The 23,732-nt window shown below is 44.0% G+C and carries 14 protein-coding genes; 6 read left to right on the forward strand and 8 right to left on the reverse strand.

The window, feature by feature from the left end:
* Positions 1-38: 38 nt before the first annotated feature.
* Positions 39-2,228 (forward strand): tetratricopeptide repeat protein, encoded by a 2,190-nt coding sequence (locus PJIAN_RS03625; protein WP_068702096.1) that lies wholly within the window; start codon positions 39-41, stop codon positions 2,226-2,228.
* Positions 2,229-2,386: 158 nt separating this feature from the next.
* On the opposite strand, the gene PJIAN_RS03630 is transcribed toward PJIAN_RS03625, so the two are convergent.
* From PJIAN_RS03630 to htpG, 3 genes are all read right to left on the reverse strand, one after another.
* Entirely contained in the window at positions 2,387-4,051 is a 1,665-nt protein-coding gene (locus tag PJIAN_RS03630) for a hypothetical protein (protein ID WP_068702098.1), read from the reverse strand.
* Between the two features lie 228 nt (positions 4,052-4,279).
* The gene (locus tag PJIAN_RS03635) at positions 4,280-4,819 is read right to left on the reverse strand and encodes a hypothetical protein (RefSeq protein ID WP_153802475.1); all 540 of its coding nucleotides are present in this window, start codon (positions 4,817-4,819) and stop codon (positions 4,280-4,282) included.
* A 121-nt stretch (positions 4,820-4,940) separates the two neighbouring features.
* Positions 4,941-6,998 carry a molecular chaperone HtpG gene (gene htpG, locus PJIAN_RS03640; protein WP_068702102.1) on the reverse strand — a complete coding sequence of 686 codons (2,058 nt, stop codon included), beginning with the start codon at positions 6,996-6,998 and terminating at the stop codon, positions 4,941-4,943.
* 283 nt (positions 6,999-7,281) lie between these two features.
* On the opposite strand from htpG, the gene PJIAN_RS03645 reads away from it, so the two are divergent.
* The 5 genes from PJIAN_RS03645 to PJIAN_RS03665 all read left to right on the forward strand — a co-directional run bounded on the left by PJIAN_RS03645 (position 7,282) and on the right by PJIAN_RS03665 (position 15,669).
* Positions 7,282-8,280 (forward strand): 2-hydroxyacid dehydrogenase, encoded by a 999-nt coding sequence (locus PJIAN_RS03645; RefSeq protein WP_068702104.1) that lies wholly within the window; start codon positions 7,282-7,284, stop codon positions 8,278-8,280.
* Between the two features lie 97 nt (positions 8,281-8,377).
* On the forward strand, positions 8,378-10,273 hold the full coding sequence (locus PJIAN_RS03650; RefSeq protein ID WP_068702106.1) for an ABC-F family ATP-binding cassette domain-containing protein: 1,896 nt from the start codon (positions 8,378-8,380) through the stop codon (positions 10,271-10,273).
* A gap of 1,230 nt (positions 10,274-11,503) precedes the next feature.
* Positions 11,504-12,469, forward strand: a complete 966-nt coding sequence (locus PJIAN_RS03655) for a PorP/SprF family type IX secretion system membrane protein (protein WP_084252277.1) — start codon at positions 11,504-11,506, stop codon at positions 12,467-12,469.
* A gap of 48 nt (positions 12,470-12,517) precedes the next feature.
* Positions 12,518-14,725, forward strand: coding sequence for an OmpA family protein (locus tag PJIAN_RS03660; RefSeq protein ID WP_172795566.1), 2,208 nt, complete (start codon positions 12,518-12,520; stop codon positions 14,723-14,725).
* 101 nt (positions 14,726-14,826) lie between these two features.
* Entirely contained in the window at positions 14,827-15,669 is an 843-nt protein-coding gene (locus PJIAN_RS03665; RefSeq protein ID WP_068702112.1) for a hypothetical protein, read from the forward strand.
* A 5-nt stretch (positions 15,670-15,674) separates the two neighbouring features.
* Here PJIAN_RS03665 and folD read toward each other — a convergent pair whose 3' ends face one another.
* From folD to PJIAN_RS03690, 5 genes are all read right to left on the reverse strand, one after another.
* Positions 15,675-16,550: a bifunctional methylenetetrahydrofolate dehydrogenase/methenyltetrahydrofolate cyclohydrolase FolD gene (gene folD, locus PJIAN_RS03670; RefSeq protein WP_068702114.1), complete on the reverse strand. Its 876-nt coding sequence runs from the start codon at positions 16,548-16,550 to the stop codon at positions 15,675-15,677.
* Between the two features lie 110 nt (positions 16,551-16,660).
* The gene (panB, locus tag PJIAN_RS03675) at positions 16,661-17,482 is read right to left on the reverse strand and encodes a 3-methyl-2-oxobutanoate hydroxymethyltransferase (RefSeq protein WP_068702116.1); all 822 of its coding nucleotides are present in this window, start codon (positions 17,480-17,482) and stop codon (positions 16,661-16,663) included.
* 187 nt (positions 17,483-17,669) lie between these two features.
* Entirely contained in the window at positions 17,670-18,668 is a 999-nt protein-coding gene (locus PJIAN_RS03680; RefSeq protein ID WP_068702118.1) for a TlpA disulfide reductase family protein, read from the reverse strand.
* 328 nt (positions 18,669-18,996) lie between these two features.
* Positions 18,997-20,421, reverse strand: a complete 1,425-nt coding sequence (locus PJIAN_RS03685) for a SusD/RagB family nutrient-binding outer membrane lipoprotein (RefSeq protein ID WP_068702120.1) — start codon at positions 20,419-20,421, stop codon at positions 18,997-18,999.
* Between the two features lie 12 nt (positions 20,422-20,433).
* Complete coding sequence (locus PJIAN_RS03690; RefSeq protein WP_068702122.1) at positions 20,434-23,652, reverse strand: SusC/RagA family TonB-linked outer membrane protein; 3,219 nt, start codon at positions 23,650-23,652, stop codon at positions 20,434-20,436.
* Positions 23,653-23,732 lie beyond the last annotated feature (80 nt).

The following is a 23,732-nucleotide window of genomic DNA, read 5'->3' on the forward strand; positions in this document are numbered from 1 at the left end:
TTATATTACCTTAGCAACCGATTAATACATTACCGGATATGACAATAACCGAGATGCAAAATACCGCTACCCAGATTTTGGTGCACCTCAAGAACCGACGTCTGAAACAGGCTATCGATGCGCTGCGTAGTTGGCTTCAGGATGTTCATCTGCTCGAATATGTCGATAGCGTTGATGAACTGGAGAACAACTATCGGCTTATGCTCCAGTATGCCGTCGACGGGGTGAACGATCCTCAGCGGGAACTCGTGTATCACAACCTCGTCAAAAAGGCCTTTTTACTTACCGATACTATCAGGGAAGAACTGTTCACCAAATTTTCAAGCGGGTACGATTACTCACAAATTCGTTATTACCGATCCCAGCTGAGAAGCCTGCGGGCCATTGTTCATTCATTAGAGGAACAATCAACCAATAAAGTGGTGGCGTTTCTGATCGAAGAGGGGCTCAATCAGCAAAGCAATCGCAAAGAGCAAATCGCCTTGCATGAACAAACCCGCCTGGAAATGTTCCGCTCGTTATGGCTGATTCAGGAAGTGGATGCCGACAGCTTCAAACTCCTGCTTGCAAGTGATACTATCGATCCGGTTGACAAATCATTTGCCATTTCGGCTCTGACACTCAATTTAGTTCGCCAGTTTAATGCCGAACGAATAGGTTTGCTGGCTGATGCATGCATGCACAAGCAGCCTGAGGTTCGTCTGCGCGCACTGGTCGGACTGGCACTCGCGCTGGCTATTTACAATGCACGATTGCCATTTTATGACGGTATCCGGCAACGTCTTGCGTTGTTGAGTGATGATCCGAAGTTTGCGAAGGCATTGGTTACCATTATCATTCAGTTTGCAAGGACATCGGAGACAGATAAAATCTCGCAAAAGATGCAGCAGGAAATATTGCCCGAAATGATGAAGCTGGCTCCTCAGGTGAAAGATAAAATCGATTTCGACAACATGTCTTCGGCTGAAGAATGGGAAGATAAAAATCCTGAATGGCAGGATCTTATTGAAAAAAGTGGGGTGGGCGACAAGCTTCGTGAAATGAGCGAGCTGCAGCTGGAAGGAGCTGATGTCTACATGAATACTTTTGCTCAATTGAAACATTATCCGTTCTTCAACGAGCTACCTAACTGGTTTTTGCCGTTCGATACAGGCCATTCCACTGTAGTAGATCTTTTTGCGGAAAATAACCAGATGATGCAGTTGCTCCTGAACAATGCCTATCTCTGCAACTCCGATAAATATTCACTGGCAATCAGTATGAAGCAAATAGCCGAATCGCAGCGAAAATCGATGATGCAGGCTTTCAAATTGGAGGCTGAACAGATTGACGAACTCAAAAAATCGGATCTGAATATGGAGACGGAAACGTACGAACGTCAGGTTTCCAACCAGTATATTCAGGATCTTTACCGTTTCTTCAAGTTGTTTGCTTACCGGAACGATTTCATGCCGGTGTTCAACTGGGCATTGAGGTTTCATTCTTGTTGGTTTTTCGATATGCTCGATTTGTCGGAAGAACAGCAGTTACAAATAGCCGAATATTATTTTGCCAAAGGATATTATGGCGAAGCTTTTGCCCTGTTTGAGAAGCTCTCAAAAGCAGATGTCGATGCCGGGCTTTTCCAGAAGATGGGTTATTGCCGTCAGCAAACCGCTGATTTTGGACAAGCACTGGAGTACTACCTGCGGGCTGAGGCTTTATTGCCCGAACAGTTGTGGCTGACACGAAAAATCGCCTTTTGCAACAAAATGCTTCGCAATTACGATGAGGCTCTCGATTATTATAAGCGTGCCGAAGTTCTCGATCCTGAAAACCGGAATATACAGTTGCAGATCGGGCATCTTTTCGTGCAGGAAAAACGTTATGCCGAAGCCTTGAACTACTATTTTAAGGTCGAGTTGGCTACTTCTACTCCTAAAGTGTGGAGAGCGATTGCCTGGTGTTCGTTTCTTAGCGGGAAGTTCCGTCAGGCGGAAAATTATTACGCCAAGATTATTGAGCAGAAGCCTACGAAACTCGATTATCTGAATGCAGGACATGTAGCGTGGTCGCAGCAGAAACGGAACGACGCTTTGCAGTTGTATGCCAAAAGCGTTCAGCTTTTCCGTCTGGATGACGACGATTTCTACAAGGCTTTCGATCAGGACGTTCCCCAGCTTCTTGCTTCGGGTATCTCCAAAGAGGAAATTCCGTTGATGATGGATAAATTGAGGTATATGATATAAACAAGCCAACTTGTCAAAAAATAGCACACGGATTTCACGGAATATACGGAATTAAACTATATCTAAATTATAGATATTCAAGATAAAGTGAAATACACGTTCAGTGTTTATCTGTTTTGTCTGTGAAATCCGTGTGCTGTACTGCCTTCTCAGATATCTTACCGTTTGCTGTACCACGGAATGCACTTGCCACAGGTGTCGTAGCCGTCGTTCAGTGCATCTTTCAGCACAAAATAACCCACTTTGTTTATTTCATTCATTTCATCCAGTTCGTCGCAATAGATGCGGTGAACCTCTTTCGTGTGTGTATTGGCGATGAATCCGGGCTGAGGAGTTGTGTTTTTCTGCAACTCTTTGATGTCCAGGTTGAGGGCAATGCGTACTTCGTTGTCGGTTGTGATTAATTCCTCCGGAGCAATCAGAGCATGGTATCCAAGCGACTCAATATTGATGTCCACTACTTTCGGACAAAGGACGATGGCATGGATATGCGACTTTATCATATCAATGATCCAGCCTTTTACGATTGCGACAGCTGCGTCGGTAAGATTTTCTACAAATGAATCTCCGAAATCGAAATCAACGTCGATCTGTTCCACTTCTCCCATCACTTCCATCTGATCGTTCAAGTAAATTCTTCCCTCAATATTTTTGAGAGTCACGGCGATATTATCTGTTACATTGACCAGTGTCTGATCGATGGCTGAGGTGGACGATTTTCCTAGTAGTCCCCACAGAACTTCGGTAGTTGTGGTGATGTCGGTCTTGATGTTCAGCCAAACATCAACGCCCATTTGCGTGTCAAAGATGGAGAACCGTTCGCCGGTCAAAATATTGATATTCGGCTTTACGAAATTGATGGTCGCTCCATAGTTCATCTTAGTATTGCAAAACGTGGTGTCGACATCAATCGCCCCAAGCGTGGCAACCTGAAGTACTCTTTCTGCAACATCAATCACATCGTTGACAAAATTCTGCACTTTATCCAACTGGTCGGTTTTGGATTTGGTAATGTAATGAGGTTTAATGGTAAACAGCCACCAGAAATCGATAACCTGCTGTATGGTACTTTCCGTTATTGCCATGTTATAGTCTGCTGTCCGGTTAAACTGAATGGCATTAAAATCGCCGGCAGTATCTTCAAACAGATCAATTCCTGCGCGAAACCATGAGTTGTCAATAATTTTGCCATCTACACGATTTACCGGCATCTGATGTGTTTCAGGAACACCGGGTACCTTCAAATCGAAGATGGAGAGCGGAATCGACACCGTTTCCATTTGGTGCAGCAATTCGTGCTGAACAATGTACTTGATCACGTCGTTGATGCGTTTGAGAGATGCTTCGTCCAGATCGAAATCATCGTTCAGGCTGATGGAGGTAATTTCGGCTTCCTTCAGGTCAAGTGAGAGTTTGTGATGGGCATTGTCGTACACAATTTTGGTTTGAGCGTCGATGTCGGCATCAAACTCAATTTCGACGCTTCCTAACAAGTAGAAAATCATCTGTGTATTCAGAATCAGATTGGCAGTGTCTTCTGCCACAAAATCAAGAAGTGGCGGACTGGTCAGTTTGGCTTTGCACGTTACTCCGGCAAAGTTGGTTAGTGTTGGCGGTAGTTCGTCTGAATGAAATTTGAATACCTTTTTGATGTAGAAAAGCCCTTTATAATAGAGGGCGGCCAGCGCTTTATTAAATACCTCTTCCTTGATTTGCAACGCAATGTCATAGCCTCCGGTGTACATGTTGACCTCCTTTTTTAAGGATTGATAATCAGGGTTTATGAATGACGCACCAGTAAACTTCCCGTTTGCCTGGAGCATTTATAGAGACTTAAGAATATGCAAATCAAGAGTTATTCGCACCACTTTTACAGGCTAAACAGTATCAACCGCATCAACCGCATGGAGGAACAACTTTACAAATATAGTATTAGAATCAGGCTTTTATTCCTGTCGGTCGGATAATTAAAAAGCCGCTGCAACAATAGATTGTTACAACGGCTTCGATATTTTTCTATCAGGAACGAGCTTTAGCTTATCATTCTATGATTATGGTTTATATACTACTTTCTCGAAAAGATTGATAATTTCTTCATGAGAATAGATTCTCATATTAATTCTTTTGTAATAGTCTGTTTTTATTAAATGCACCATGAGATTTTTGCAAACAAACTCTATGGTGTCTTTATTAAAAATGACTTGAAATGTATTGTGTTCATTTTTTTTAGGTCTTGTTATATTATTTCTGAGTGAGTAAAATAAGTTTTCAAAATTTAAGGTATCTCTTTGGTTATAAGTATATAACTTTTGAGGGAGAGTCTTTGTTGTATTTGCTAAAGGTAAGTTTTCTAATCTTGATTGAATGAAGACAGAGTCATTCTTCTTAAAAATAGTATTGTATTCTATTGTGTAGTCAAAGCATGCGCCAATGGAAGCTGTTAAATAGAGCGTATCTCCATTGTTCATTTTTTCAGAAAAACGGTATATGTCTCTTTCTAGGCTGAATGTTGATAATTGTCTTTTATTATTCGGCTTTTGAGAGCATCCGAAGAATATGAACATAACGAATAAAATGGGAAATAATTTCATTTTGTGGAATTTGAAGCAAATATAATTCGTATTCAGCTCTTTACCAAGCGATGTATATAAAAAAGCCGCTGCAACAAAAGATTGTTGCAACGGCTTCGATGTATAAACAAAGAATGGGTTCTTATTTCATCAGCTGGATGCTGCGTTTTACGAAATTGCTCAACGCTTCACCTTTCAGCAGATTGTTGGCCAACAGTGCCAGGTCGATCAACTGACGCACTTCAGGATTGTTGACCGCATAGTTCGATACCACTGCTTTTTTGCTTTCGGTGGCTTCGCTGCTTTGCTTGTCGATGGCTTCAAGCTCTTCTTTTTCTGCCTGAGGAATCTCCTCGTCTTTTTTGCCTTTATGCGATTCTTTCAGCGCATCACGACGTGTTTTAAGTTCCTGCAGTTTAGCTTCAAAAGGAGCAAGTTCGGCAATGCACTTTGTCTCTTCATCTTTCAACACCTTGTCAACCAATGGGTGAGCTGTGTTGACCACTAGGTTGTAACTGTCGGGCATTTCGCCATAGAAACTCATCATACCGCCGCCCTGCATGGCCGACATTTCCTTCATACGACGCATAAACTCGTTCTGAGTTACTACCAGCGGTTGTGCTTCGGCACCAATGTTTTCGAAGGTAACGATAAATTCCGTTTTGTCGAGTTTCGGAAGCTGAGAACTGAATACGGTTGTCAATGATTCGCGTTGCAAATCAGATAGCTCTACTTTTGGCTCGTCGCTCTTGCGGATCAGTTTTTCAACGATGTCGCTGTCCACACGTACAAAACGACTCTTTTCGAACTTCTGTTCCAACTGACCAACCCAGTGGATATCGAGCTGTCCGTCCATCAGCAACACGTCATACCCTTTGTCGCGGGCAGCCTGAATGTAGCTGTGCTGTTCAACAGCATCGTTGGCATACAAATAGATGAGGTTGCCCTCTTTGTCGGTCTGGTTGTCTTTGATAAGGGTTTTGTATTCTTCGAAAGTAAAGAATTTGTTCTCTGTATTTTTGAAGAGAACGAATTTTTCGGCGCGTTCGTAGAATTTTTCATCCGAAAGCATTCCGTAGATGATAAACAATCTCAGGCTGTCCCATTTTTCTTCAAACTGAGTACGGTCGTTTTTGAAGATTTCCTGCAGGCGGTCGGCCACTTTTTTTGTGATGTGGCTCGAAATTTTCTTCACATTGCCATCACTTTGCAGGTAGCTGCGCGATACGTTCAACGGTATGTCCGGTGAGTCGATCACGCCGTGCAGCAAGGTAAGGAATTCGGGAACGATACCTTCTACCGAATCGGTTACAAATACCTGATTGCAATAGAGTTGTATTTTGTTGCGTTGCAGCTCGATGTTGTTTTTTACCTTCGGGAAATAGAGGATACCGGTCAGGTTGAACGGGTAATCTACGTTGAGGTGAATGTGGAAGAGCGGATCTTCCGACATCGGGTAAAGTGTCTGGTAGAATTTGGTGTAGTCTTCCTCTTTCAGGTCCGATGGTTTTTTTGTCCAGGCAGGAGCTACCTCGTTGATAATGTTATCCTCTTCGGTTTCAACTTCCTTGCCGTCTTTCCATTCTTTTTTCTTCCCGAAAGCGATAGGGATCGGAAGGAATTTACAGTATTTGGTCAGCAGTCCGCTGATTTTAGCATCTTCGAGGAAATCGAGGTTGTCGTCATCGATGTGAAGTACGATGTCGGTTCCACGACCTTTCATATCGATCTCTTCCAGAGTATATTCGGGGTCACCGTTGCAGGACCAGTGAGCAGCTTTTGAACCTTCTTTGTGCGATAGAGTGTAGATTTCTACCTGTTTGGAAACCATAAAAGCCGAGTAAAAGCCCAACCCGAAATGACCGATGATGGCATTGGCGTCGTCTTTGTATTTATCAAGGAACTCTTCTGCACCCGAAAACGCAATCTGGTTGATATACTTTTCAATCTCCTCGGCCGTCATACCGATTCCGCGGTCGCTCACTGTAATGGTTTTTTTCTGTTTGTCAACCGAAACCGTGACTTTCAGCTCGCCCAGTTCACCTTTGAATTCGCCAACAGATGCAAGAGTTTTTAATTTTTGAGTAGCATCAACGGCATTCGATACCAATTCACGCAGAAAAATTTCATGATCGCTGTACAAAAATTTCTTGATTACCGGAAAAATGTTATCCGACGTTACTCCTATGTTTCCTTTCATATAGCACTTTAATTTAAATGATTATTTATTGGAATAAATAGCGTCTTATCAGTTGGACGTCGCTTACTGTTATCAAAAAAAGTGCCAGCACAAATATTCTGACAAAATGACAAGTTAGTTTTCTTTCGTTTTTCTTCATGCCACGATAGAATACAAATTTGCGCAAGAGATAAAGGTGGTTTTGTACGATTATCGGCTGAATTGCTTTGTCGATGGTTTTTGTTCATTGGGTATTATCATGTAACTTTGTAACGTTAGGATTAACCATAAATTTCCAACGATTATGAGTGTAAAAATTGCATTTTTCGATACCAAACCTTATGATGAAGCTTCTTTTAATGAAGTAAACTGTCAGTTTGGCTATACTATTAAATATCATAAAGAGCATCTGAATATCGACAATGTTGCGCTTACCAAAGGAGCAGATGTTGTCTGTATTTTTGTGAATGCTGTAGTGGATGCAACTGTGATTGATGAATTGGTGAATAATGGTGTGAAACTTATTGCCCTCCGGTGTGCGGGTTTCAATAATGTTGACTTGAATGCTGCTAAAGGCCGTATCAAAGTTGTGCGTGTGCCTGCTTATTCTCCTCATGCGGTAGCTGAACATACTTTGGCGCTTATGCTTACGCTGAACCGAAAAATACACAAAGCCTATAACCGGACCCGGGAAGGTAACTTTGCACTGAATGGATTAATGGGGTTTGATATGTTTGGTAAAACGGCAGGAATCATCGGTACGGGTAAGATTGCCAAGATTTTAATTGAAATTCTTCGGAGTATGGGGCTTCGCGTTCTTGCCTACGATCTTTATCCCGACAAAGCTTTTGCTGAGAAAAATGGAGTTGAATACGTTTCACTGGACGACCTCTATTGTAATGCTGATATTATTTCGCTGCATTGTCCTCTCAATAAAGATACAGAATATATAATCAATAAACATTCCATCAGCAAAATGAAAAATGGAGTGACGATTATTAATACGGGGCGTGGCAAACTGATTAACACACACGATTTGATACAAGGCCTTAAAAACAAAAAGATTGGAGCCGCCGGATTGGATGTGTATGAAGAAGAAAGCCATTACTTTTATGAGGATCGTTCCAATAAAGTGATGGACGATGATATACTGGCTCGTTTGCTTTCGTTCAATAATGTAATAGTTACTTCGCATCAGGCTTTCTTTACCAAAGAAGCATTATTCAATATCGCCGAAACCACCCTGCAAAATATTAAGGACTTTGTAGATGAAAAACCACTTGTCAATGAAGTGACCATTTAAATTCAGTGGAATTTTGGAGAGATGACACGTTCGTGGAATGTAGGTTGACCTTTTTCCCGGTTAGAATAATAGAACTTTTGTAAATATCACATATCTTATGGCCAGTTGCTTGCAAGTAGAGAATCTCACCAAATCATTCGGCGACAACCTTCTTTTCGAAAATATTTCATTCGGCATTGCCGACAGCCAGCGTGTTGCGCTGATTGCTAAAAATGGAGCGGGCAAAACGACACTTCTCTCTATTTTGGCCGGAGATGAGGATTACGAAAGCGGAACTATCTCATTTCGCCGCGATTTGCGAGTTGGGTACCTGCGTCAGGATCCTGCGTTTGCTCCCGAATTGAGCGTACTGGAGGCCTGCTTCAGCGCTCACAATGAAGTGACGGAAGCTATTAAGGAGTATGAATTATTGACCCGGCATCTGGAAGCCAACCCGGCATCTGTTGATCATGAGGTGTATCAACACGCTTTGGCCAGGATGGACGATCTGAAGGCCTGGGATTACGAAACGCGTATCAAACAGATTCTTGGTAATCTGAAGATTACCGATTTCGATCAAAAAATAGGCCATCTTTCAGGCGGACAGTTGAAACGTGTTGCTTTGGCTAATGTATTGATTGCCGAACCTGATTTGCTTATTTTGGATGAGCCAACCAACCACCTTGATCTGGAGATGGTGGAATGGCTTGAAAGTTTCCTTAAAGGCAGTAAAATGGCATTGCTGATGGTGACGCACGACCGTTATTTTCTTGATCGTGTCTGTTCCGATATTCTCGAAATAGATCAGGCCAGTATGTTTCACTACAAAGGAAACTATAGCTATTATCTTGAAAAACGGCAGGATAGGATTGATAATTTCAACGCGGAAACGGAGCGAACCAAGAATCTTTATAAAAAAGAGCTCGACTGGATGCGTCGTCAGCCACAGGCACGGGCAACCAAAGCCCGTTCGCGCGTGGAAGCATTTGCCGAAATTGAGCGTAGGGCCAAGCAACGTCGCGAAGAGAATAGCGTTTCGCTCGAAGTGAAAGCATCTTATCTTGGATCAAAGATTTTTGAAGCCAAATATATTTCAAAGGCTTATGGCGATAAAGTGCTGGTTGACAATTTCTATTATAATTTCTCGCGTTACGAGAAGATGGGAATTGTGGGTAAAAACGGTACAGGTAAATCGACATTCCTGAAAATGCTTTTGGGCGAAGTGAAGCCCGACAGCGGTTCGTTCGACGTAGGTGAAACCGTTTCGTTCGGCTATTACAGCCAGGATGGATTGAAGTTTGACGACCAGATGAAGGTAATCGACGTGGTGAGAGAATTTGCCGAAGAGATTGCGCTGGGGAATGGACGAAAGTTATCGGCATCGCAATTTTTGCAACTGTTTTTGTTTCCTCCCGAAGTGCAGCATAGTTTTGTTGCCAAGCTGAGTGGAGGTGAACGCCGTCGTCTCTATTTGTGCACCGTTCTAATTAAAAATCCTAACTTTCTGGTGCTCGATGAGCCTACCAACGATCTGGATATTGCGACTCTGAACGTGCTGGAAGAGTATCTGCGGGGGTTCAAAGGGTGTGTTATCGTGGTATCGCACGACCGTTACTTTATGGACAAGGTGGTGGATCACCTGTTGGCATTTGAGGGTGACGGGAAAATCAAGGACTATCCCGGCAACTATACCGATTACAGAGAATGGAAAGAGCTCCAACTCGCTCAGGAGGCAGAAGAGAAAGAAAAAGCTCCCAAGCCGGAAAAGGAAAAACAACAGCGTCCTAAAGCCGATAAACCCCAAAAGCTCTCATACAAAGAACAAAAAGAGTTTGAAGCTCTTGAAACTGAAATTGAATCGCTTGAAGCAGAGAAAAAACAAATTGAAGAACAACTTTCGATTGGAACTCTCGCTACCGATCAGATTATTAATTTCTCAAACCGCATTTCTGAAATTATATCTCTCCTTGATGAAAAGACCATGCGCTGGCTCGAACTGAGCGAGTTGGCATAATCGTAAAAGAGTCAACTGATAACGTTATTTTCGGTTGCCTCTTTTTTAGTCTTTTCTTCAAACGTTGTTCAAACTTGTCTTGCGGGGTTTGATTGGTTTTTTTGATTGTTATTGTTGAATTTTATATTAAAAACTATTTTGAATTAAATATAAGGCTATAATATTTAGTTAAAAACAAATTAAATAACAAAATAAAACATAATTAATGTAATGTACATAAATTAATTATTGTTATTAATTGGTAAAACAATTATTAGGTAAAATATATTGGGTACATTTGTAATGATTTAATAGATAGGTATTTGAAATAGATTAGTGTGTTTTGTTCAATAAATTGCTTTATAGGTCTTTGTTATTGCTTGATATAAACGTCAGTTTACGCGAATATTACGATGATGTTCTAATTTTTCTCTTGTTGTTTGAAACAAGCAGCCTAATGAGTTAGTAGGCTTAGGAAGCTCAGGTTTTCTTATAAAAACAAAGTCCGAAAACTTGTTTTCTTGTACTGTGAAGCGGCAGATTTTCTTTGTAACTCAATAAAACCACTGATAAAATTTAACTATATTAATATTATTTATTTGTTTTGTAAGGGATAACGAAAAATAAAGACACCCCTAGATTATTTTTTGTTAACAAAATATTGCATTTAGGTTGTATATTACAGCGCACTTCAGCCTAACCAGAAATAAACCAAAATAGAAATCAATTTGTTGTTTTTCTTATATCGGTAAGATATTTGAACTACTGATCATATAAACCAAAGTTCTAAGGAGAAATCGAGATCGTCGGCTCTATTCATTATCAGAATAGAGACCGTCTGATCTTTTAATTTAAAGAGAATAATGATAAGAATGTTAATTTTTGCCGGGGCAAATTGTGCTGTCAATCATACCTGAATGTCAGCATTACGTATTTCCTATTCCAAGAATGAAAAGATATTCTTTCTTTTGGAGTAGGATTTTTTTTGTGCACAGGCGGAAGCCGGTTCATCTACTATAAGGCAACAGCAAAATTGAATATCTCAAATTATTGTTCGTATTGTCTCTGACAAAGACGGATTTTGAATTGCTCTTCACGAAATAGATAATAAGGGCTACTAAAATGGGAGAAATAAAGCTGTCGTGAACGACGATTGATTGCGTGCTTGAATTGCAACGTTATATTGCGGACGGTCGAAGAAATGAAATCCAGATGGAAGCCAAATTTAAGAAACTAATAAAACGAATATATATGTCATCGGCTAAAAAGGTAATTTATCAGTTATCAGTTCTTGTATGCAGGAAGACGCTTTTCCTTGTTTTGAGTGCATTCGCTTTAACAGGCACACTTCAGGCACAGCAAGAGCCCATGTATTCTCAGTATATGTTCAATATGTTGAATATCAATCCAGCGTATGCGGGTAACCGGGCCTCGGATAATATTACGGTTCTTTACCGTAACCAGTGGGTTGGCTTTGACGGAGCGCCACGAACAGGAACCGTTTCGTGGGACAGGCGTAATGAAGATAGCAATGTGGGGTACGGCCTTCAACTGTATGATGATCGCCTGGGTATAGAAAGAACCACCGGTGTACAGGCCTTTTACTCTTATCATGTACCTTTCGAAGAGTCTTTCCTTGCTTTTGGGTTGAGTGGGGGAGTTCTTAATTACCAGGCTAATTACAGCAAGGTGAGTACCATCATGGGCGGAGACCCTGTTTTTCAGGATGATGTAAATGGATGGTTACCCACCGCAGGGTTTGGTATTTTGTACGCTTCGGAGTATTGGTACATGGGTTTATCGGTTCCGGCACTGCTTCATACTAAAATCCATGCGATTAATTACCTTAATCAGAATAATATCGGAGCCAACAATCACTATTTTCTCACGGCAGGTTATACATTTGAAGCCAGCGAAAGTATGAAGTTTAAGCCATCGGTATTGCTTAAGGCTGTCAAGGGAGCTCCCTTGCAATGCGACTTCAGCATGAATGCCTGGTTCCAGAATGTTTTGGGTGTAGGGGTAAGCTACCGTACGGGAGATGCCCTGGTGGGTTCTATCGAGTTTCAGTTGTTGCCGGAGCTGCGACTGGGATATGCTTATGACTATACGCTGTCTGATTTGAAGAGTTATAACCGGGGAACCCACGAGATCATGCTGCGACTTGAACTCAAGAGTAATCATAACGGGCTGATTCTTTCCCCGCGATACTATTAAATCAGGATATCATTACAGATGGTTACAAGAAATTACCAAACAGACAAGATGCAACATATCATAGAAAAGAGGAGTAAAACTGTATTAATCCTCTGTTTTTTATTGGGAGTGTTCTATATGAACGGTCAAACCTCGGGACAACTTCAGAAAGCAGATTTGGCTTACCGGGGACTTAAGTTCTCAATGGCCGCTGAATACTATGAAGCATATCTGAGTCAGGGAACGACAGCCAACCCTGAAGTATTACAACGCCTTGCCGATAGTTACTGGCAGATGCGCAACTATCCGGAGGCTCTGCGGGTGTATACCCGCCTTTATCCGAACGGGAAAATGAACTCCACGGCACAGGAACAGTTCCGCATCGGGGAGCTCTATGCTCGCCAGGGAGACTACACAAACGCTACCAAATGGCTGTCGGGGTTGGCGGGTTATGCTAACAAAGTTAAGGCTTATCGTAAAGCAGAGTTGTCTGTCATGAAGGGAGATTCAATGCTGTGGAATGTCAGTTACCTGACAATGAATAGTGTTTACCGAGAATTCTGTCCTTACCTATATGCGCAAAATTTATTGTTTAGCAGTAACCGACCTATGTCAACCAAGACCAAAGCCTTTGGTTGGGATGGAAACTACTATTCTCGCTTGTGGCAGGTGCCGGTATCTCAATTGTTGGCTCAGGGAACAGCACCTTCTCCGGAACAGGTTGCTAAGGCAAAACAACTAAAAGAATCGCACTTACAGGATAAGCGTCTGGCCGGGGTCTTTGCCGGCAGCGATGCCGATGCATCACCCAGAACAAGGAGTGCATACCTGAAAACGGAATACGTAAAAGCGGATAGTTCATTTTCGGGAACATTGATCTCGGGACTGGATAAACTAAACTACAATTCCGGAGGAATCTCCATTGATGGAGAAGGGACGGTTTATTTTTCGGCCAACTATAACAAGCCCGACAAACACGGGGTCAACCGTATCCGTTTGATGGAAGGGCACTACAATGGCAATGCTATAACAAATGTCAAGGCGTTACCTTTTGGAGATCCGCAGAACTACTCTGTGATGCATCCGGCTATCAATAAGGAAGGTACTATTTTGATTTTCAGTAGCGACAAGAAAGGATATCCCGGCAAATATGACCTTTATTTCAGTAGACGATCGAACAGAAATCAATATTGGGCGGAACCTTTTGTTATTCCAGGGCAAGTGAACACCGCCGGCAACGAGGTTTTTCCTTATATCTCAGGAGATGGTTATCTCTATTACAGCAGTGATGGCAAAGAAGGTTTGGGGGGCCTGGACATTTACCGGATCAAGCTGGAAGATGCTATAGCAGGTGTTGGAACACCTGAACATCTGCCATCTCCGGTGAACAGTACGAGCGACGATTTCGGATGGACGCAAAGTACTGATGGGAAAGTGGGATATTTTACTTCCGATCGTGTCAGCAGCGAAGATAATATTTATTCGGCCCGATATGATGAAGAAGCCGTCCGTTTGGCTGTGTTGGCAAAACAACCACGCAGCGTGGAAGGTTTGGTTCTCGATCGGCAAACAATGGATCTGCTCAAAAATGCTACAGTATTCTTGTTGAACAAATGCGACAACAGGGTGTATGTGGCTAAAACTGACGAGGAGGGTAGGTATTCATATCCGGTCACCAAAACCTGCGAAGTGGTTATTCTTGGCACAGGTAAGGGTTACAGCAGAGATTGTTTAGCCATGAATGTTACCCTTGATAAAACATCAAAGGAGCTGGTTCAGAAGGCGCCGCATGATTTGCTGCTGGACAGGTTTCCTCAGGACTTCAAGTGGAAGCTGAGCGATATACATTATGATTTTGATAAGTGGAATATCCGTGCAGATGCCCGTCCGATACTCGATAGTTTGGTTGCTATCCTGAAGACGTATCCGATCAAGGTGGAACTGGGTTCGCATACCGACAGCAGAGGAACGTTTGCATATAACGATGCCTTGTCGCAACGTCGTGCTGAATCTGCCGTTGCCTATATCGTATCAAAAGACATTGATCCTTCGCGGATTACCGCCAAGGGTTACGGAGAACATCAGTTGCTTAACAAATGTGCAGACGGCGTTCCTTGTAGCAAGGAGGAGCATCAGGCCAATCGTCGTACGGAAGTCAAGGTGCTGATAGGTCAGCCTGCCGATATGCCCACCGATTTTGATCCTTCGGAATATAGAAATGGTACTGTGATAGATACAAATAAACTGCCGGCAGATTTCTTTGGGAAGTGTAAATAAAATTCTATTGTATAACAAGTCAACAGGGTCGTTTCGCAAGAGGCGGCCCTGTTTGTTTTGTTATCTCATCTGTTTGTAATAGCTTTGCAAAAAAGTTCGCAATGAAAAAGATCGTTTTTTTATTTCTCATACTTGTCTCTTTTTTAGCCTCGTGCAAGAAAGATGATACCGTTCGCGCCAAAGAATATTTGCAAAAAGCTCAAACAGCTTTTTTATCAGGAAATTACAATGTAGCCAAACTCAATCTCGACAGTGTTCACTTGCTTTTCCCCCGTCTGATACCGATGCGTCAGGCTGCCGATACGCTGATGTACAAGGTAGAACTGGCCGAGGCAAAACGTAACCTGATTTTTGCCGATAAGATGTTTCCGTTGCAAAAACACCTGGCCGATTCTCTGCTAAGATCGTTTCGTTACGAGAAGAATGCGAAGTACGAAGATGTGGGCCGGTATATCTACAAAACGCAATCGGGTATGAACAGGATTGGGCTCAAAGCATATGTGACCGAACTGGGTGAGATGACCATCGTGAGCGCTTACACAGGATCACCGCTGGGATTCACGAAAACAAAAGTATTTGTGAATGATTTGTTTGCAGAGACAATTGCTGGTAGTGGCGATAGCCGTACAACATTTGCTAATCAGGGGCAATCGTGGGAGAATGTGAGCTACACCGATCCGGAGATCAACGGGGTGGATAATTTTATTGCGCACAACCTTACGGCAAAAATTGTGGTGACTTTAGAAGGGGGTAAACGCACCTATAGTTATGCGTTGTCGCAGGGAGACAAGCAGGCAATTACCCAATCCTACTATTTAGCCGAAATGTTGAGAAACGTGGTACGTTTGCAAAAGGACATTGAAAAGGCCAAGAACAAAATAACAATCGTTTGCCCCCATTTACGGCTAAATCCGCAGGATCAGTTGCCTGAAAAATTCAGGTAAGATTTTTATTGCTGCGCTTTATAAGCCAACAAAGTATTTTTGAGAAGCTCCACACGGGTCATCGGACCGACACCACCGGGAACCGGAGTGATGTATGAACATTTCGGCGATACTTCGTCGAAACGCACGTCACCGGTCAGTTTGAAACCGCTTTTGGTCAGCGTAGAAGGCACACGGGTAGTCCCCACGTCGATCACGACAGCACCCTCTTTCACCATATCTTCTTTCACGAAGCCGGGAGAGCCGATGGCCGCAATCAGAATATCGGCCTGGAGACAGATTTCTTTAATGTTTTGCGAACGGCTGTGGCATACGGTAACCGTAGCATCGCCCGGATAGGCTTTTTGCATCATCAGGCCGGCAATGGGTTTGCCCACAATGTTGCTCCGACCGATTACCACACAATGTTTTCCTTTGGTTTCGATTTTGTAGCGCTCCAAGAGTTCGACGATACCTGCCGGAGTGGCAGAAACCAGCGAAGGCAAACCAATCAGCATTCGTCCCACGTTGATGGGGTGAAAGCCGTCTGCATCTTTTGCAGGGTTGATAGCTTCAATAATTTTTTGTTCCGCAATGTGTTTCGGTAATGGCAACTGCACAATAAACCCGGTTACCGAGTTGTCGTTGTTGAGTTCTTCTACCTTTGCCAACAATTCTTCTTCCGTCACGTCGTCTTCGTAACGAATCAGTGTCGATTCAAAGCCAACCTGCTGGCAGTCTTTGATTTTGTGGGCAACATAGCTTTCGCTACCGCCATCGTGACCTACCAGAATTGCTACCAAATGGGGAACTTTTTTCCCCGCCGCCTTTAAGGCTTCCACTTCCTGAGCAATCTCCTGTTTGATTTGCTCAGAGATAAGTTTTCCGTCAATTAATTGCATAAAATATAGATGGTTTTAGAGTTTTTCGGGTTTGTTATAAATGAACACAAGGCCGCAGGAAATTGAATTCGTAGCGACCTTGTATTGTGTGTAAACATCATATTAATAGATTAATACTGTTCTTTTTCGTTTGGGAAATCGCCTGATTTTACGTCTTTCACATACTGCTGCACGGCGCCGTTCATGATGGAGTGCAGGTCCGCATAACGTCGCAAAAAGCGGGGCGAAAAGCCATTGGTCATGCCCAGCATGTCGTGAATCACGAGCACCTGTCCGTCGACTCCATTGCCGGCTCCGATACCGATAACCGGTATTTTTAATTCCGAAGCAACCTGAGTAGCCAGTGTAGCCGGAATTTTTTCCAGAACAACAGCCGAACATCCGGCTTCTTCCAGCAAATGAGCATCCGACAGCAGTCGTTTTGCCTCTTCTTCTTCGCGGGCACGAACCGTGTAAGTTCCAAATTTATTGATCGATTGAGGAGTCAGCCCCAGGTGACCGATAATAGGAATTCCGGCGGATAAGATACGTTTTACCGAATCGAGAATCTCTTCACCGCCTTCGAGTTTGAGGCAGTCGGCACCAGTTTCTTTCATAATGCGAATGGCCGAAGCCAGAGCCAGTTTGGAATTTCCCTGGTAGGTTCCGAATGGCATATCTACCACAACCAATGACCGTTTTACGGCTTTCATCACCGAGCGTCCGTGGTAAATCATTTCGTCGAGTGTCATGGGCAATGTGGTGACATTTCCTGCAATAACATTCGATGCAGAGTCGCCGACTAATATGACGTCCAAACCAGCCTGATCGACAATAGATGCCATCGTATAGTCATACGCAGTAAGCATCGATATTTTTTCACCCCGCTGTTTCATCTCAAACAGACGTCGGGTGGTCACTTTCCGGATATCTTCGGATTGATATGTTGACATAAGAATATAAGTGTGTGATTTGTGTGCAAAGGTACAACATTTCGGTGAGAATGGTAATTTTTCGGAGTGTATGTATGTCTCATGTCTGCCTGTTTGCTTTGCGTTAAAATGAAAAACCGGTACCCGTTCACTTGCGCGATCGGATACCGGAATGGCAAACACACAAAAATATTTATTAGTACAAATGTTATTTAGCTGACTGTCTGAAAATCTCCTCCAGTTTTTGCTCCAACGCTTCGCCTCGCAGATTTCGGGCAATAATTTTACCCGAAGGATCGATCAACACGTTGGATGGAATACTTCGAATGGCATAGAGACCGGCTGCCTCACTGTCCCAAAACTTGAGATCGGACACATGCTTCCATGTCAGGCCATCTTTGGCAATTGCCTCTGTCCATGCCGTTTTGTCTTTGTCGAGTGAAACGGAGAAAATATCGAATCCGCTCGATTTGAATTTGTTATACACTTTTACCAGATTCGGATTTTCTCTGCGGCACGGTCCGCACCACGAAGCCCAAAAATCGAGAAGCAGGTAGTGACCGAAAGATTGCGACAACCGTATGGTTTGGTTATCGGGAGTTGTTCCGGCAAAATCTACCGCAGGCTGACCGATTTCCACCCGTTTCTTGATAGCGACAATCCGTTCCAGCTCCTTGATATAATAGAGATCTTTGAGCGACGGATCGAACTGTGCCAGGTTATCTTCAAGTTCTTTTACCGACAAATCGTTGGAAAATTCGCGGTAGAGAATGTACGCGACAACTACCGATTTGGGCTCGGCCCGTACCAGCGAATCGATACTGAAGTTATCGTGTTTTGACTGCAATTTGACATACAGATCGTTAGCTTCTGATCCCACAATACGAGCCGTTCGTCGGTTGGCCACATCAATGGTTACGTCGAGCGGTTTGTTCTCAATAAAAATATAATAAGGACTGAAACTCTCGTTCCGGTCGGTGGTCAGGCCGTATAAATCGGTACGCGGTACGCTCCCTTTGAAGTGAAACTGTCCGTTGACAATTCGGGAAGAGTCGATGGTAAAGAACATTTTGTTCCGGAATTTCTTCAGATAAACCTTTCCTCCCGAAGCGTTGATTTTGCCGTTGATAGTAAACGACGGAGCCGGTTCGAACGAACTGAGGCCGACAACAGCCAAAAGCAGCGCGAATAATTTTAATTGTTTCATACGATAATAATTTTTAGATAGATGGCGTATGGAACTCCATGTTGCAACATTATCATTTTCTTGGATGTTTAGCAGAACATGTTCGTTTCATAATAATAAGTGATGATTATCCGTAAAACCTCCTAATCCGATAAGTGAATCTCCTACGGAGAAATAAAATCCGGGAAATATTTTCTTTCTACAGATATGCATGTCGTACCGACATGAACCGGTAGCCCGTCAGGGCTTACATATCAGTAGAAACTATCGAATGCAGGAAAAATACCTCGTAGAGGTTTCATGGATTTGATATACCCGCTTATGATGTTTTGCGGATGATTATAAAGATTTATTTTGCGTCAAACCATAATTTTGTAGTCAGCAGGTCTTTGCCCTGAGCGCTGATGGCCGCTTTATAACTAACTCCGTTCAACGATTGTTCGGTACCGGGATAGAAAAAGCGCGATGGAATCTGACCGTCGAGAACGGTAGCCGGGCCTGCCGTGAGCACCGGATAATCCAACCTACGCCACTCGGCAAAGGCGTCAAGCCCTTGTCCGAAAAAGGCGATCCATTTCTGAATACCAATCGATTTGGCAAAGTTGGTGGCATCATATTTTACTCCTGGCTGGCTCAGATAGTTGGCAATTACCGTCGCATCGGTTATCCCAAACTGGTTGAGCGATGCGGTGATGGCACTCTTGTACAGTTGCTCGGCATCACCCGAAATATAGCCACGGGCAACAGCTTCGGCGCGGGCAAACAACACTTCGGAATAGCTGAATATAACCGCCGGCGATTGAGGTGCCAGAAAATAGGTACCGGGTTTGGACGTTTTGGCAAAGCCCTGACTATTGGCATCGCTGTTGGACAGACCGTTGGCGCCGCCTACATATTTCCCGACGGAGGGATCGGACGGCAGTTGCGCGTAAACCGGCAGACGGGGATCCGACAACTCATACAGTTTGTCGACCATCGTTTTCGAGATGCGGTAGTCGTCGCGGGTATCGAACCAGGCCGAAGCCGGATTCTGCTGTGGTGAACTTGCATACACAAACTGGAACGTATCGCTATTACCGGCAAGCAATCCGGCAGCATCGCCGGTAGCCGCAATGGCAGCCTGCTTGGCCAGATCGGGTTCTTTGTCGGAAATGCGAAGAGCGATGCGAAGTCGCAACGAATTGACCAGTTTTTTCCATTTGCTGATGTTGCCGCTATAAACCACATCTCCGCTAACACTTCCATTAGCTGTGGCTAACAACGACTGAGCCTGTGTCAGATCGGCCAACAAACCGGTATAAACCTCTTTCTGGGTATTGTATGCCGGTGTTATTTTCAAACCGGCCTCCTGATAAGGAATGGAACCGTAGGCATCCGTCAGTAAAAGAAACACCCATGAACGCAACGTCAGGGCAATGCCTTTGTAGTTTGAATTTACCTGATTATCCTGAGAATTGAGAATGGTATTCAGGTCGGTAATGAGCGTCGAATATCCTGTATTCCAAAGCGATGTAAAACTCGAGTTGGAAACGTCATACCGGTCGGGTTCGGCATACTGAATTTTTGCCCAGTGCTGTACAAACAGCAGCGATGAGTTGAAGTTGCTCTCCGAACCCCAGTAGAGATCAGCTCCCTGTTTCAGGGCGCTTGTCAGCAGATATGGCGCCTGAGGCGTTTCTGTCGCGTTCGGATTTTTATTGATCTCGTCCAGCTGGCTGTTGCAGGAACTGGCAAGCAAGGCGATGATTAGTAAGGGGAATAATTTCTTTATCATAAGGATGTTTTTTTAGAATTTTACGTTGAGATTGAGGCTGTAGTTACGGGTTGTGGGCAATGCCAGACTTTCGAGTCCCTGACCGTTCCCGGTGCTGAGTGCCGTTTCGGGGTCGATATTCGGTACAGCTTTGTAAATAAAGAACAGATTTCTTCCCGTGAGCGTAAGGCTTGCATCCTGCAACCCGATTTTTTTAATCAATCGCTTGCCAACATTGTAGGTTAGTTTTACCTCCCTGAGTTTCACAAACGTAGAACTGTAGATATATGCCTCACTGATGTTGTACGACGCTTTGTAATACTCCTGAGCGCTAATCACCGTAGCGTTGGGAGTTCCGTCGGCCAGAACACCTTTGAAAATCACGCCGTCATCGTAAATTGTTTCCCCGTTTGGTGCCGAGGTTCCGGTGAGTAATTTCTTGCCGTTTGCTGAAAGATTCCCCGGATAATAGTAGCTAAGACCTCCATGGGCGGCATCACGACCGGGAAGCGTTTGTTTCAAAACGCCTGTATAGTTTCCTGTTCTATTGGTTCCCGAATAGAGTTTTCCACCCACATTGGCATCGATAAGAAATGACAATTGTAAATTTTTGTAAGTCAATGTATTGGTGATTCCACCCAACCAATCAGGCGTGTAGTGACCCAACACTCGGTTTTGCGGATCGGCTTTGGGTAGCCCGTTAGCTCCTACAATAATATTTCCGTTGGCATCGCGCAGATAAGCCGTGCCGTAGAGAGTTCCGTAAGCCTGACCAACTGAAGCCAACACATCAACTCCATTTGACGAACCGATGGTATAATTCTGAATCTGTCCAGCGTAGTCGAGAATCTTCACTTTACTCTTATTGCTCGAATAGTTCACTGCCACATTCCATTTGAAATGACGGCTTTGCAACGGCGTACCTTCCACCTGTAGTTCGATACCGTGGTTGTTGATTTTTCCGGCATTGATCAATTGCGAGGTGTAACCGCTTGATGCCGTTGTTTTTATTTCAAGTATTTGGTCAAAGCTGTTGGTGTTGTAGTAGGCGAAATCCAGATGCAAGCGGTTTTGCCAGAAGCTCGATTCCAAACCGAATTCTACCGAACGGGTAGTCTCGGGTTTCAGATCGGCATTCAGCTTTTTCTGCGACGAAGTCTGGATCGGATTCCCGTTGAAAGCCGTTTGAAAATTGTAGACCGTAGCCAACTGGTAAGGATCGGCATCGTTTCCTACTTCCGACCAGCCGCCTCGCAATTTCAGGAAATCGAGCGTCTTGCTCTTTATTTTTAGCGCATCCGACAGCACAACACTTCCGTTGACAGAGGGATAGAAATAAGAGCGGTTGTTGCTCGGCAACGTCGACGACCAGTCATTACGACCTGTGATGTTCAGATAAGCAAAATTCTTGTACGCCAGTTGAGCCGAAGCGTAGCCGCTGTATGCCCGTTGACGCGAGAAATAGTTGGACGACGTAAGCGCATCGCGTGAGTTGGTCAGCGTGTAAAGATCCGGCACAGCCAAACGGGGAGCTTTCTGGTAGTTGTTGGCATAGCTGCGATTGCGCAGATTGAATCCGGCAAGCGCGTCCAGACTGAAATCCTTGTTCAGCTTTTTGATGTACTGCAAAATCGCTTCGGTGTTGTTCTCGCTAACCGTGTAGGCATCTTCGGCATACGATCCGTAAGGTGTGCCGCTGGTACCGTATTTGATAGTGTATTTACGGCGATCGTTGTAATAGTCGGTACCGGTACGGAATCTGAAATTCAACCCGTCCGCAATCTTCGCTTCGAGGTGAATGTCGCCAATGAGCCGGTTTTTATCCTGAGTGGTAGTGTTGTAATAAGCATTCCAGTACGGGTTGTTGTAGTAACTATTGTTCCAGTTGTTGTTCCAGTTTTTTTTCAGCTCGTTGATATCTACCTGACGACCGAACCACAAAAACTGTAGCATAACACCGGCAGCACGGCCACCCGAAGGGCCACCCGGCAGGGCAGGCGCATTGGTAACGATATAATCGGCCGTTGCACCTATCTTTATATCTTTGGTCAACTGGTAATTGGAGTTGATGCTGAAATTGGTTTTCTTGATTTCCGAATTGGGCACCGTCCCTTTCTGCCGCTGGTTGTTCACTCCGAGGCGGAAATCGTATTTTTTGTCCGACCCGGCAATGGAAATTCCGTTGTCGAGTGTCACTCCGGTTTCAAAGAAATCTTTCACGTTATCGGGATGCGCCACAAAAGGTACAGCCACTCCGTTGGAAAAGAACTGAGGAATAAGCCGGCCATCCAGTTTCGGGCCCCAGCTTTCGTCCACACCGTCGTTTACGCCGCCCCCTTTTCCGTCCACATAACTGAATTTGCCATTCGAGCCCTGTCCGAAAACATTCTGATATTCGGGCAATGTAGCAACATTCGCAAGGGTAACGCCGGAAGTGAGGGTAATTCCTAAGCCCTTCTGACCTTTACCCGATTTGGTAGTGATGAGAATCACACCATGGGCGGCACGTGATCCGTAAAGAGCAGCTGCATTCGGCCCTTTCAGCACATTGAGCGATTCGATATCCTCGGGGTTGAGGTCGGCAATGGCATTACGGAAGTCGCGGGTAGCTCCTCCCGAATTCAGCTGTGAGTTATCCACCGGCACGCCATCTACTACAAACAGAGGTTGGTTGTTACCGGCAATGGAGGTCTCTCCACGAATAACAATACGCGACGATCCCATATCTCCCTGCGAATTGGTAATACGAACCCCGGCCAGTTTCCCGGTAAGGTTATTGAGAAGGTTGGTCTCTTTGGTATTCTCCAGGTCTTTGTTCTGTAACGCCTGAACGGTATACCCCAGCGATTTTTTCTCTTTGGTGATACCCAATGCAGTCACCACCACTTCATCAAGAGTATTCGACTGATCTTTTAACGAGATGGTTACCGCCTCGTTTTCATATACATCTACTTCCTGAGTCTTGTATCCGACAGCTCTTACCTGGAGGGTCACCGGCAGAGCATGTTTGATAGAGAAACGGAAAGAACCATCCGCTTCGGATACCGTTCCGTTTGTTGTTCCTGCGATTGTGATGGTAGCACCAATGACAGGAACTTTCTTTGAATCAATTATCTGCCCGTGCAGAGAGATGTTTTGTTGCGCATGAAGCAGAAAGGCCGAACCGGGAAGTAGTGCCAAAAAAGCATAAAACCGGAGGTGCTTTCTGGTGGATTGCACACAAGATCTGATAATTTGGAATAATTTTGTCATACTCTAACTTGTTTAGACAAAGCGCCCTTAATGCCAATTGCAGTCGGATAAAAGGGGCGCTTTTTTGTTACAGATTAATG

It is taken from the genome of Paludibacter jiangxiensis, assembly GCF_001618385.1.
Classification (GTDB): Bacteria; Bacteroidota; Bacteroidia; order Bacteroidales; family Paludibacteraceae; genus Microbacter; species Microbacter jiangxiensis.

Coding starts and splice junctions, on each gene's coding strand:
- PJIAN_RS03625 (WP_068702096.1), top strand. CDS start 39: ATGACAATAACCGAGATGCAAAATACCGCTACCCAGATTTTGGTGCAC.
- PJIAN_RS03630 (WP_068702098.1), bottom strand. CDS start 4,051: ATGCTCCAGGCAAACGGGAAGTTTACTGGTGCGTCATTCATAAACCCT.
- PJIAN_RS03635 (WP_153802475.1), bottom strand. CDS start 4,819: ATGAAATTATTTCCCATTTTATTCGTTATGTTCATATTCTTCGGATGC.
- htpG (WP_068702102.1), bottom strand. CDS start 6,998: ATGAAAGGAAACATAGGAGTAACGTCGGATAACATTTTTCCGGTAATC.
- PJIAN_RS03645 (WP_068702104.1), top strand. CDS start 7,282: ATGAGTGTAAAAATTGCATTTTTCGATACCAAACCTTATGATGAAGCT.
- PJIAN_RS03650 (WP_068702106.1), top strand. CDS start 8,378: ATGGCCAGTTGCTTGCAAGTAGAGAATCTCACCAAATCATTCGGCGAC.
- PJIAN_RS03655 (WP_084252277.1), top strand. CDS start 11,504: ATGTCATCGGCTAAAAAGGTAATTTATCAGTTATCAGTTCTTGTATGC.
- PJIAN_RS03660 (WP_172795566.1), top strand. CDS start 12,518: ATGCAACATATCATAGAAAAGAGGAGTAAAACTGTATTAATCCTCTGT.
- PJIAN_RS03665 (WP_068702112.1), top strand. CDS start 14,827: ATGAAAAAGATCGTTTTTTTATTTCTCATACTTGTCTCTTTTTTAGCC.
- folD (WP_068702114.1), bottom strand. CDS start 16,550: ATGCAATTAATTGACGGAAAACTTATCTCTGAGCAAATCAAACAGGAG.
- panB (WP_068702116.1), bottom strand. CDS start 17,482: ATGTCAACATATCAATCCGAAGATATCCGGAAAGTGACCACCCGACGT.
- PJIAN_RS03680 (WP_068702118.1), bottom strand. CDS start 18,668: ATGAAACAATTAAAATTATTCGCGCTGCTTTTGGCTGTTGTCGGCCTC.
- PJIAN_RS03685 (WP_068702120.1), bottom strand. CDS start 20,421: ATGATAAAGAAATTATTCCCCTTACTAATCATCGCCTTGCTTGCCAGT.
- PJIAN_RS03690 (WP_068702122.1), bottom strand. CDS start 23,652: ATGACAAAATTATTCCAAATTATCAGATCTTGTGTGCAATCCACCAGA.